This window comes from Desulforhopalus vacuolatus (assembly GCF_016918505.1).
Classification (GTDB): domain Bacteria; phylum Desulfobacterota; class Desulfobulbia; order Desulfobulbales; family Desulfocapsaceae; genus Desulforhopalus; species Desulforhopalus vacuolatus.
The window spans coordinates 23,012-35,172 of record NZ_JAFFPZ010000010.1 but is presented as its reverse complement, the minus strand read 5'-3'; the positions used below and the strand labels follow the sequence as shown (position 1 = coordinate 35,172).

The window sequence follows — 12,161 nt, the reverse complement described above, 5'->3', positions numbered from 1 at the left end:
TCTTCATATCCCATGACGAAAAAGATTCTCATAATTGACGACGAAGCCGCCATCCGCGAATCTCTTTCGGAGATTCTTGAAGATGAAGGGTTTATCCCACTCACAGCTTCCTCTGGTGAAGAGGGGTGGGAGATGGTGGACAGGGGCGGAGTCGACCTGATTCTCCTCGATATCTGGCTGGGCGACGGCATGGACGGTCTGGAGACTCTGGTGAAAATAAAAGAGGTTTCCCCGCTGCCGGTAATCATGATCTCCGGTCATGGAACCATAGACACTGCCGTCGATGCCACCAAAAAGGGAGCCTACGATTTTATCGAAAAGCCACTCTCCTACGACAAGGTAATCCTCTCCATCAGCAACGGCCTGCGCTATGCAAAACTCGAGCAGGAGAACACACTGCTGCGCCAGAACAGAAAGCACACACCCGTACTCACCGGTCAATCGAAGGCCATTGCCGCCATCCGCCAGCAGATCAGTCTGGTCGCCCCCACCGAGGCCTGGGTACTGATCCTCGGTGAACACGGCACAGGCAAGGAACTGGTGGCGCAGGCCATTCACCGCGAATCGGCCACGGCAAGTCAGCCAATGGTGGAGGTGAACTGTGCTGCCATTCCGGAAGAGCTGATTGAATCTGAACTCTTCGGCCATGAGAAAGGTTCTTTCACTGGTGCCACATCCAGCAAACGCGGCAAGTTTGACCAGGCGGACGACGGTATTCTCTTTCTCGATGAAATCGGCGACATGAGCCTTATCACCCAGGCGAAGATTCTGCGCATCCTCCAGGAACAGAAATTTGAACGGGTCGGCGGCAATAAAACCATCTCCGTCAACGTACGGGTTCTTGCTGCAACCAACAAAAATCTCGAGCAGGAAATTAAGGCTGGCAATTTTCGCGCCGATCTCTACTACAGACTCAACGTCGTACCCATCACCCTGCCCCCGTTACGCAAACGACTCGAAGATATTCCGCTGCTGGTAGAATCTCTGATGAAGGAGCTCACCCGGAAAGGGCTGAAAGCCAAAGCCTTCTCAGCTGCTGCACTCACTGAAATGATGGCCCATCCCTGGCCGGGAAACGTGAGAGAGCTGCGTAACTTTATTGAACGGCTGATCATTATGTGCCCGGAGGAGGAAATCTCCGCCGAGCAGATTCAAATTTTTCTTGGTCCTGGCACCACCCCGTCGGTTACAGAACCCACCATTCCACCATCATCAAATATAAACGGCCTGATGCTGGAGGATTACAAGATGGCAAAACAACTCTTTGAACAGGAATATTTGCAGCAGAAACTACAGGAGAACGACGGCAACGTCACCAGAACCGCTGAGGCTGTCGGCCTTGAACGCAGCCATCTTCATAAAAAACTAAAAGCAATGGGCGTTATATAGCCCGCACAAAAAGGAGAAAAACCATGGTATTTCCAGAATACAGACCCCGCCGAATGCGCCGGACCGCAACCATGCGGGCCCTTATCCGCGAAACTCGAATGACCGCCGATCAATTTATCTACCCGCTCTTTATCATCCCGGGGAAAAACAAGCGTGAAGAGGTTTCCTCCATGCCGGGTGTCTTCCGTATCAGTGTGGACCTGCTGGAAAAAGAGGCTCGTGAGTGTCTTGAGCTTGGAGTAAACTCTCTGCTGCTCTTCGGGATTCCCGAGACAAAAGATGCCATGGGCACCAGCGCGCACATTAAGGACGGCATTGTACAACAGGCCATTCGGGAACTTAAAAAGAAGGTCCCGGAAATGCTGGTCATCACTGATGTCTGCCTCTGCGAATACACCAGTCATGGACATTGTGGCTGCCTGATCAATGGTGAGGTGGATAATGATTCCACCCTTGAGATTCTCGCCAAAATTGCCCTTTCCCACGTGGAAGCCGGAGCAGACATGGTCGCCCCCTCTGATATGATGGACGGCCGCGTCGCAGAGATTCGCGCAACCCTGGACGAACATAACTTTGAGATGGTGCCCATCATGGCCTATTCTGCGAAGTACGTCTCCTCTTTCTACGGCCCTTTCCGTGATGCCGCAGATTCCGCTCCGCAGTCTGGAAACCGTAAGGGATACCAGATGGATCCCGCCAACATCCGGGAGGCTATCCGCGAAGTCAGTCTTGATATTGACGAGGGTGCAGACATCGTCATGGTCAAACCGGCCGTTGCCTATCTTGATGTGCTGGCTGCTGTTCGGCAGGAGTTTGACCTTCCGGTTGCCGCCTATCACGTCAGCGGTGAATACTCCATGATCAAGGCCGCTGCAGCCAATGGCTGGATAGACGGGGATGCCGTCATGGAAGAGACCCTGCTCTCCATCAAACGGGCCGGTGCAGATATGATCATCACCTACTTCGCCAAGGATATGGCACGCATTCTGAAGAACCGCAGGTAAAACTGTGATGTGTTTTGATACACGTGCAGTTTAGAATGCAGAATAAAAAAAAAGAGGCTGTCCCCTGCGGGACAGCCTCTTTTCGCGGTAAAGAATCATTCAAAAAAAGGAAACAGTATTTTCACCTGTTCTTTATATCCCGCCAGATAAATCGCCACCAGAACAGGCTGCAGAGAAACGCTCCGATGCTGTCGGCGAAAACGTCGAAAATATCTGGAGAACGACCAGGAATAAAAGACTGATGAAACTCATCGGTAATTCCATAGAAAATACAAAAAAAGACCGTAAGGCAGATGGCTTTAAAGGGGAAGTTCCGGCGCCAGCGCGGCTGAAGAGCGAAGAGAACAGCACTCGCAAGCAGACCATAAATTCCACCATGGGCAATCTTGTCCATACCAGGGAAATATGGCAGATTCAGTTGATCACCAGGGATGTTGGATAAAAAAAATATGGTTCCCATCAGGAAAAGCGCGGGAACCATTCTCAGCGTTGAATGTATTGACATCTTGTTCAGGCATCAGTCTGTTTTCTTTCCGGACCCTTCAACGTGCACCTGCTCAAGCTGTTCCGGAGTAAAGCGCTTACGAATCCGCCGCATGGCGGCGTTGAGTTCACTGACAGGAGAACCTTCCAGAATGAAGGAATTTTTATCTTTCCAGGAAGTGAGCTTCAGCTGGCGATTTTCAATCGTATAGCTGTGGGTCCAGTTCACTTCAATGGTCTCCGAATTTTCTTCGATGGTGGCTTCGATCACTTTGCCCCCCTCGGCAACCTGAATGCCATCCTGATCAGTCATCTCCAGCATCCAGGCATCCCCGGCAGTATTCGTAAAGAAGAAGAAAACCCCCAGCTCGCGGTTGAGAATCTTCTTTTCAAAAGCATCTCGCTGTATCTGTTCAACTGCACTCATCAGTGTCAGTGGTACGGTCTTACCCGCCGGCATTCTGGAAGTCTGCTGCATCTGAGCGGGAGTTTTCCGCCCGCAACATTTTTTGAATTTCCTGCCACTGCCACAGGGACATTTCTCATTTCTTCCGATCTTGGCCATCACCAGTCCTCATACCGGAAACAAAAGCTCCCGAAGCAACATTTTTATTTTGTCTTACGAGCATTTGGAATAGCCGCACTCGCGACAGGTTTCGCACCCTTCCATGAAGAGGAGTTTGCCACCGCATTCAGGGCAAACAGAGGCAAAACCATGCTGTGTACCCGCAAGGAATGACTTAAGAAGTTTACTTAATTGTGCTGGCAGATCTAACATGTGACCGCTGGATCTGTCAAGTTGCTTGATAATTTCATTCATCGGTACATTACAGCGCAAAGCAAGAGAGACCAGACGGCATGTGGTTGTCCACATGGTGGACTTGTCATTCAGATCAACACGGTTGTCAAAGGGGAATTTGGCAAAAACTTCCATCGGCTTCTCGTTTTCATCAAAACAGACAATGATATAGACCGAATTCTGATTCCGGTCCTTTACCCGGTAACGCTTGGCATCAAGCATGTCTGGCAGACTTTCCTTCACCGGACCGGCGGAAGAGACCAGAGCCATCTGCTCTTCCCCGGTTTTGGCCGTGCTGTTCAGCACCTGATTATCACGAGAGCCATCACGATAAACGGTCAGTCCTTTGCACCCCAGTTTGAATCCGGCAAGATAAGAGGATTTCACATCTTCCCGAGTGGCGTTTCCGGGCAGGTTAATCGTCTTCGAGATGGAGCTGTCCACCCCGGCATTCTGCAAACAACCCTGCATGAGAATGTGGTCGACAGGGCTGATGTCCTGAGCCGTACAAAAGATTGCCTGCCATTTCTCCGGGATCTCTTCAATGCCGAGAACACTGCCACTGTCAGCAACCTTGCTCATCAAATTTTCAGTGTAGAAGCCTTCACGTTTTGCAACTTCTTCAAAGAGTTTGTTCACCATCAGCAGACGATCACCATCCATGACATTTTTCACCATGACAATGGAAAAATAGGGCTCACAGCCGGAAGCGCAGTCTGCAATCATTGAGACCGTTCCGGTCGGCTGAATGGAGGTCAGTGCGGCATTACGGCGGGGTTCGTATTTGTTGATCTCCGCATCCCAGGCCGGAAACGGACCCTTTTGCTCTGCCATCGCAATGGACACTTCTTCAGAGACGTCATGAATAAACTGCATCACCTCGGCAGATTCCTTGCGTCCCCTTTCACTCCCATACGGAACCTCAAGCTGAATGAGCATGTCATGCAGTCCCATAATTCCCAGCCCGATCTTACGGGTTCTCAGAGTCATATCCTCAATTTCAGGGATAGGGAAACGGTTGCAGTCAATCACATTGTCAAGAAATCTGGTGGCAGTTGTGGTGACCTTCTTCAGTCTTTCCCAGTCCACTTTCCCGGCCAGCACAAAATTTGCCAAATTAATGGAACCGAGATTACAGCTTTCATAGGGTAACAGCCATTGCTCACCACAGGGGTTGGTTGCTTCAAAATCACCAAGTTGAGGAGTGCTGTTGCCACGATTGGCGGCATCAATGAAGAGGACTCCGGGTTCCCCGTTGAGCCAGGCGAGATCGATAATCTGCTCAAAGACCTGGCGGGCATTCAGTGAATCAATCACCTGTCCGGTGGAGGGTTCAATAAGATTATAATCCGCGTTATCTTCCACCGCCTGCATAAACAGGTCAGTAATTGCCACACTGAAGTTGAAATTATTAAACTTTTCCGGATTCTGTTTGGCAACGATAAAATCGAGAATATCGGGGTGATCAATACGCAACACGCCCATATTGGCACCACGCCGTTTTCCCCCCTGCTTTATGGTCTCAGTGGCGACGTCGAAAACTGCAGCAAAACTCAGTGGTCCTGAGGCAATCCCCTGCGTGGAGTGAACGGAGGCATTTTTCGAGCGCAGACGAGAGAAAGAGTAGCCCGTTCCACCTCCAGTCTTGTGAACAAGTGCCCCATTGCGAATGGCGGTGAAGATGCCATCCATGGAATCAGGCACCGGCAGAACAAAACAGGCAGAAAGCTGGCCCAGATCTGTACCCGCATTCATCAGACATGGGGAATTAGGAAGAAAATCAAGACGGTAGATCATACTGTAAAAATCTTCCGCCAGTTTACTGTACTCTTCCGAGTCTTTACTGATTGAAGCAACGGCATTTGCCACCCGCCGGGAGAGACTCTCCCATGTTTCAACTGGATTCCCTTCAGAATCTTTAAGATAGTAACGGCGTGCAAGGACTGTTTCGGCAGTACTGGTCAATACCTGGCGAGTGCGATCAGGTGTCATAGAGATCTCTTCTGTAAAATTTTTTCGCGGAAAGGTTCAGCGGTCTGTTGCGTTTTTACTGCAGTAATATTCCCTTAGAAAGGAACGTTTTGTATGACAAAGGTTTTTACACTATATTTACGTCTTATTCAATACCAGGATACCATATTTACACATTATCCAACATCAAACCACAACATATAGTGTACGGCCAGAAATCTCGTTATTTCAAAGGATTAACAATTTTTGATATTCTGCAAGTAAATTTTCGAAATATTTTACTCTTCATCTTAACTTCCCGTCATTACTGAAAAACCAGAAACAGAGAAACGGAACCGCTCCATCAAAGAGACAGGCAACAGCACATAAAAAAAGATGAGAGTAATACCATTTACATTTTGTATTGGCGGATTCAAAGGCAGGGGACGGGAAAAGGGAGACGGGAGACAGGAGACGGGAGACAGGGAAAAGCAAAAGACGGAACAGCGAAAAACTTTTTGCCAAAGGAAAACTCTAAGCATGCGAATAAAGGCAACAAAAATTTATCGCGGTGAAATTTTTTGTCTTTTTATACCATTCCTATTAAGTTCTACCCCGTTTTGTCTTTTGTTTATTCATTCAGGGTTACAAACGACAAAAGGAACCACGAATGGACACAAATAAACACGAATTATTACTGAAAAAACCATAAGATAATGCCCTTGTAGTTAAATTCGGTCTGTTATTTGCTTTGAGGTAATTGATATTTTCCGTGTCCTTCCGTGTTTTCCGTGGTAGCCAGTCTTATTCATAATAATCCTGATGCACTGTACGGCTTAACTTCGGATACAAACGTTTTTGTTTAATGCGTTGTCCCTGTTCGTGAAAATTCGTGTCCATTCGTGGTTACAAACTGCAAAAGGAACCACGAATGGACACGAATAAACATGAATTATTACTCATTCGTAATAGCCAAAAAAGATGTTCACGCAGTTGCGTTCTCTGGTCAGTAAAAAAATGTGATTGGTATAAATAAAAAAGCGGTACCGGAAAACCGGTACCGCTTACAACAATCCAGCCACCCTGCAGGCAGGATTGACTTAAAAACTATAAGAGTTCTATAGATCAGAAGCTGAAACGAACACCGCCGCCTACGCGACCAGAATCTACCGGACTGCCAAGCTCATCAAAGGCAGAACGGGCTTCGACGAACAGTGAAGCATTGAATGCATCCGGTTCACCATAGATTCTATACCCCATGCCAACAATCAGGTCAGCATCAGTATCATCGTAATCTCCGTCACCGTCATCATCCGTACTCAACCATCCACCAACACCAAGGTTGAAGAAGAGGCGATCTATCCGATACTGGCCAAGGACATCAACCAGAACTGCAGAGGCACCATCACTTCCCTGGACGTGTTGAGCATAACCGGCAAGACCAAGAACAGACCAGTTTTCATCGAAACGATATTCAAGACCAACACGACCAAAAACCCAGTTACCTGGATCAAACATATGGTACGCGCCGACGTCAGCGAGGAAGTTGGTACGTTTCATCACGGTTACCGGAGCCATACACTCGGGAGAAGTAGCGGCAAGGCCACTGTCATCAATAACGGTAGTCTGGATACTTTTCGCACCAGCAGGCAACATAATGGAACCCACGAGAGCACCATCAACCATCTGCTCAGAAAGAGGTTGTCCATTTTCATCAAGAACAACCATTTTCATGCTGGTTACCTGACCATCGGGATCAGTGGAACCAGATGCATCAACTGCTACACTTGAACCAGAGAAGGCTTTGACAGGGCTGACCGTTGCACGACAGACAGGAGGCTGGTTTTCCACAATCACTTCTACCACTTCTACCACTTCTACAACAGGTTCTGTATCTGCAAGAGCAACGTTCCCGCAACCGAGCGGAACAGCAAAGGTGTAGAGCATGTTGTCCTGCATCACTTTAACTGTATATGCCGGGAAAGGAACTTCGTTTCCCCAGGTAAGATCACGGGAGAGGCGAACTTCGCCAGTTCCCTTACGTTTGAAGAACATCCATTCAAACTGACTTCCTTCAGGATAGTCTTTCGACTCAATATTTCCGGCAGCAATCTGCTCCATGAAAGGAGTAAAAAGTTCAGGGCATCCTGCTTTTTCAAAACCTTCTTGCATATCAGCAGACTGGGCTTGAGCCATTGAGGCCAAATCCTGGGTGCTGGCAAGGGGTGGACGATGGAAGGGACTGCGACCAATCTGCATAAGTGTAGATGCTGAATATGCCATGGAAGCCGACGCCATGATACTGCCAATAGCAAGAACAGTTACAAATCTTTTGTTCATGTTCTTCTCCTTTTTTAATTTTTACACAGGGTTAAGGAATTTGTACTAATCCTTAAAATGACATTACCCGCAGTATATATAAATTTCAAGAGAGTTTATTGAAATTCCGGGGAAAATTTCAATAAATCAAGAAGAGAAGTCTTCCCTGTCGGTGGATATAATAATTTGTACTTTCACCATCTCCCCTGCAAAAAAGTTCTCTGAATCCCACGGGAATTACGTGAGATACTCAGAACACTTTCTTCAGATAGTCGGCGTACAGGCCCTGCAGTCGCCGTACCATTTTTCCCGGGTTACCATCCCCCACCGGCCGACCATTAATGGCGATAACGGGGGTTACTTCCACCGTTGTCCCAAGAACCATAAATTCGCTGAATTTATCCTGCTCCGCTTCAAAAATCGGCCTTTGCTCTACGCGAATGCCATTGGCCGCCGCCAGTTCAAGAACAACAGCCTTGCTGATGCCGGGAAGGATGCGATTGCAATCAGGATGAGTTACCAGTGCTCCTTCACAAATCCCGGCAAAATTGCTGTGACTCCCCTCTATCCAGACACCATCCTTGACAAAGAGGGCTTCTCCTCCCCCCTTTGACTCGGCATACTCGCAGGCCAGAATGTTTGCCGTAAGGCTGGTGGTCTTCAGGTCGCATCGTGCCCAGCGATTATCGGAGACAGTATAGAGACCTATACCCTTTTCACGCTGCCGGAGGACTTTTGCAGGATCAAAGGCCGCCATTGACATATACATTGTCATCGGGGTATCAGCGGGAGGAAAGCCATGACCGCGCTTTGGTACAGCTCCACGGGAGACTTGTATGTATATTGTGGCCATGCTCTTCTCAAGACCATTTTTTCGACGCAGCTCTTCAGCAACGCCCTCCAGAAAACCAAAATCAGTTTGAGGAAATCGGAGCTGCTCTGCACCGCGATGAAGTCGGGTGAGGTGCTCCTGTATACGAAAGAACCCCCCTTCATAGCACAGGACAAACTCATAGAGCGCGTCAGCAAATAGGAAACCGCGATCATTTGGTGAAAGATGGATCTCTTCATCGGGTAAATATTCTCCGCAAAACCAGGAAATCATGGCATACTCTCCGTTAAAATTAATCTAAGGGAACCTTGAATAATCAGTCTTTCGCCCATCTTCTTCGTTACAGTAAAAAATTTATCCTCGTAATATCAAACATATAGCTCCGGTAAATTTTCTCCTGTGCCTTGAATATGAACGAAATACAAGATTATTCAAGGCACCCATAAAGCATCAGGTCCCGGCAATTTTCTTTTTGGGGGAAATTGACTCACGAAGGAGGATCTGGCGCAACGACATTCTTTTACATTATTGTTTTGTTCTTTAATTTCATAAACCTGGCCTGTATCTGGTATAACACTTTGGGATCTGATACAAGAGTGAAATGATCACTCTTGAAAAAGAACCAGAACAAATACTCACAGCGGCATTCCAGACGGATCACCCCATGCCGTCCGCAGTGCTGCATATTTTAATCCCCCCTGAGAAAAAGAGGGAGCAGAAATAACATAAGGGTCCCTTGAATAATCAGTTTTTCAAAGTCCCCGCATGAAGAAGGACTGCATTCTGGTCCAGGAGATTTTCACATGAGCAACACCGTACAGATGAGCAACACAGCACTCTGGTGCATCTGCGAAAAAAGTACCCTCTTTATTCAAAATGACAGCCTCCCATGCTGCCGCAGGGAAGAACTCCCTTTTCCCGCAGGAGAGGCAATTACCATTGCCGAAGAAGACGGCCTTCCTGTTTTCCTCGCTTCCCCCGTCGGAGACCACCCGCAATTCACCAGTTTCCGTTCCATGCTGCCAGTTGACGACCGCCGTTATTACCTCATCAGCCGGGCCCTGTCTCTTCATAATATGATGACCAACCACACCTTTTGCAGCCATTGCGGTCATAAATGCACTCTCGCCCGCAAAGAAATCGCCATGCGGTGCCCCAACTGCCACGCCCTGAACTATCCGCCAATATCACCGTGCATCATCGTTGCCATCCACCGGGATGACAGGCTGCTCCTTGCGAGACATGCCAGCCATGCGAATCGTCTTGCCACAGTATTGGCCGGCTTTCTGGAAGCAGGGGAAACTCTCGAGCAGTGTGTTGAGCGGGAGATATTTGAAGAAGTATCTCTACGGGTAAAAAATATCCGCTACTTTGCCAGCCAGAGCTGGTCCTTTCCTTCCCAGTTGATGACTGCCTTTACCTGTGACTATGCTTCGGGTGAAATTGCCGTGGACAACGTGGAGATACACGAGGCGGACTGGTTCAGTAGTACAAACATGCCGGAGGTTATACCAATGCACGGCACTGTAGCACGCCGATTAATAGAGAATTTCATTAGTTCCTTTACCGACAAATAAATTTATATTTTTTCTGGAGCCTGTCATGTTTTCTACCACCGCAGCCATTATTGTTGATCTACAGGAAGACTTTACCACGCTGATGAATGGCGCCCTCCCCGTTCCGGGGAGTGATGAACACTTCATACAGGAAACTGCAGAATGCGCTGCGGCTCTCAAGGCGCAAGGCTGTCGAATATATGGAACCATCGACTGGCATCCCCGGGATCACATCTCCTTTTACACCAGCCATCCCGGGAAAAAAGCCTTCGACTCTATTGAAATTGACGGCCACAGTCAGAAACTCTGGCCCCCTCACTGTATACAGGAGAGCGCTGGTGCTGTGCCCCTCGTCCCACCAGGCCTCTGCGAGACCTTCATCACAAAAGGGCGCAACCCCCGCTTCGACAGCTACTCCGGTTTCTTTGACGACGGTGGAGTCGCCACCGGACTCGACGATATCCTCAGACAGAATAACATAGACACTCTCCTTATCTGCGGCCTTGCCTTCGACTACTGTGTAAAAGCAACAGCTCTCGATGCCATCCGTCTGGGGTACACGGTGATCATTATTAAAGAGCTCACTGCCGCCGTAGATCCAGACTCTGCCGAACAGGCTCAGCAGGAACTGACCGCTGCCGGGGTATGCTTTATTTCCGCTGCATCTCTTCTCTTCTGACAGATTCAGCCGTCAACAGCTTGAACATACACGCCTGAGCATATTTATGGAACTCCATGGATCCCTTTGGCATACTGCTTCGAAGGTCTTGTTCCATTTACATTTTGTATTGACCAGAGAGCGCGACTGCGTGGACATCTTTTTTTGTGATTACGAATGAATAAACAGGATGTAAAAAAAGCATAACTTAATAGAAATGGTCTAATCATGCGAAAAAGGGCATTTTTTATAAAAGCGTAACTTCTTAAAGTTTTTTTGCCTTTATTCGCATGATTAGAGCTTTTATTCGTTGGCAAAAAGTTTTTCGCTGTTCCGTCTTTTGCTTTTCCCTGTCTCCCGTCTCCTTTCTCCTGTCTCCCATCCCCCTGCCTTTGAATTCACCAATAGAAAGTGAAAGTGGCATTTAGTAAGGTCATAACTTAATAGGAATGTTATTATCCCTCCTCTTTTTCTGTGTCTTCCGATACTCAACCAGATCGTTTCGGCAAAACACAAAAAGCCCCCAATCTTAAAAGATTGGGGGCTTCCGGTTTTTAGTGTTCTTGTCTGAACATGTAAATGGCGGAGCGGACGGGATTCGAACCCGCGACCTCCGGCGTGACAGGCCGGCATTCTAACCAGCTGAACTACCACTCCGCATTTCTTATGGCTACCTTGAATAATCAGTCTTTCGCCCATCTTCTTCGTTACAGTAAAAAATTTATCCTCGGGATATCAAACATATACCTCCGGTAAATTTTCTCCTGTGCCTCGAATATGAACGAAATACAAGATTATTCAAGATACCCTTATATGGTGAGCGCTACAAAAAGCCCCCAATCTTAAAAGATTGGGGGCTTTCCGGTTTTTAGTGTTCTTGTCTGAACATGTAGATGGCGGAGCGGACGGGATTCGAACCCGCGACCTCCGGCGTGACAGGCCGGCATTCTAACCAGCTGAACTACCACTCCGCATTTCTATATATGGTGGGCGCTACAGGGATCGAACCTGTGACCCTCGGCTTGTAAGGCCGATGCTCTCCCAGCTGAGCTAAGCGCCCGTCACATCCAACGATGAAGGTGTATTTACCAACTTCAGGCTCCGGCGTCAAGAGAAAATAACATTAAAGATAACTTTCTTTCCATCTTCTTTTTCTTTCTGTGTTTTCAGC

9 protein-coding genes and 3 tRNA genes are annotated in these 12,161 nt (G+C 48.1%); 4 read left to right on the top strand and 8 right to left on the bottom strand.

Annotation, left to right across the window (positions count from 1 at the left end; all coding sequences use genetic code 11):
- Positions 1–12 precede the first annotated feature (12 nt).
- Together JWG39_RS08185 and hemB are read left to right on the top strand one after the other, a co-directional pair.
- Positions 13–1,389, top strand: a complete 1,377-nt coding sequence (locus JWG39_RS08185) for a sigma-54-dependent transcriptional regulator (RefSeq protein ID WP_205218903.1) — start codon at positions 13–15, stop codon at positions 1,387–1,389.
- Between the two features lie 23 nt (positions 1,390–1,412).
- Positions 1,413–2,393: a porphobilinogen synthase gene (gene hemB, locus JWG39_RS08180; RefSeq protein ID WP_205218902.1), complete on the top strand. Its 981-nt coding sequence runs from the start codon at positions 1,413–1,415 to the stop codon at positions 2,391–2,393.
- A 121-nt stretch (positions 2,394–2,514) separates the two neighbouring features.
- On the opposite strand, the gene JWG39_RS08175 is transcribed toward hemB, so the two are convergent.
- The 5 genes from JWG39_RS08175 to JWG39_RS08155 all read right to left on the bottom strand — a co-directional run bounded on the left by JWG39_RS08175 (position 2,515) and on the right by JWG39_RS08155 (position 9,049).
- Positions 2,515–2,898 carry a VanZ family protein gene (locus JWG39_RS08175; protein ID WP_205218901.1) on the bottom strand — a complete coding sequence of 128 codons (384 nt, stop codon included), beginning with the start codon at positions 2,896–2,898 and terminating at the stop codon, positions 2,515–2,517.
- 12 nt (positions 2,899–2,910) lie between these two features.
- The gene (locus JWG39_RS08170; protein WP_205218900.1) at positions 2,911–3,441 is read right to left on the bottom strand and encodes a YecA family protein; all 531 of its coding nucleotides are present in this window, start codon (positions 3,439–3,441) and stop codon (positions 2,911–2,913) included.
- Positions 3,442–3,495: 54 nt separating this feature from the next.
- Entirely contained in the window at positions 3,496–5,667 is a 2,172-nt protein-coding gene (locus JWG39_RS08165) for an adenosylcobalamin-dependent ribonucleoside-diphosphate reductase (protein ID WP_205218899.1), read from the bottom strand.
- Between the two features lie 1,083 nt (positions 5,668–6,750).
- Entirely contained in the window at positions 6,751–7,965 is a 1,215-nt protein-coding gene (locus JWG39_RS08160; RefSeq protein ID WP_205218898.1) for a hypothetical protein, read from the bottom strand.
- A 229-nt stretch (positions 7,966–8,194) separates the two neighbouring features.
- Positions 8,195–9,049: an aminotransferase class IV gene (locus JWG39_RS08155; RefSeq protein WP_205218897.1), complete on the bottom strand. Its 855-nt coding sequence runs from the start codon at positions 9,047–9,049 to the stop codon at positions 8,195–8,197.
- Between the two features lie 530 nt (positions 9,050–9,579).
- On the opposite strand from JWG39_RS08155, the gene nudC reads away from it, so the two are divergent.
- The gene (gene nudC / locus JWG39_RS08150) at positions 9,580–10,353 is read left to right on the top strand and encodes an NAD(+) diphosphatase (protein ID WP_205218896.1); all 774 of its coding nucleotides are present in this window, start codon (positions 9,580–9,582) and stop codon (positions 10,351–10,353) included.
- Between the two features lie 25 nt (positions 10,354–10,378).
- The gene (locus JWG39_RS08145; RefSeq protein ID WP_205218895.1) at positions 10,379–11,011 is read left to right on the top strand and encodes an isochorismatase family protein; all 633 of its coding nucleotides are present in this window, start codon (positions 10,379–10,381) and stop codon (positions 11,009–11,011) included.
- A 559-nt stretch (positions 11,012–11,570) separates the two neighbouring features.
- On the opposite strand, the gene JWG39_RS08140 is transcribed toward JWG39_RS08145, so the two are convergent.
- The 3 genes from JWG39_RS08140 to JWG39_RS08130 form a co-directional block, all read right to left on the bottom strand.
- Positions 11,571–11,647 (bottom strand) — tRNA-Asp (locus JWG39_RS08140).
- A 237-nt stretch (positions 11,648–11,884) separates the two neighbouring features.
- A tRNA-Asp gene (locus JWG39_RS08135) sits at positions 11,885–11,961 on the bottom strand.
- Between the two features lie 13 nt (positions 11,962–11,974).
- Positions 11,975–12,050: transfer RNA gene (locus tag JWG39_RS08130), tRNA-Val, on the bottom strand.
- Positions 12,051–12,161: the final 111 nt, after the last annotated feature.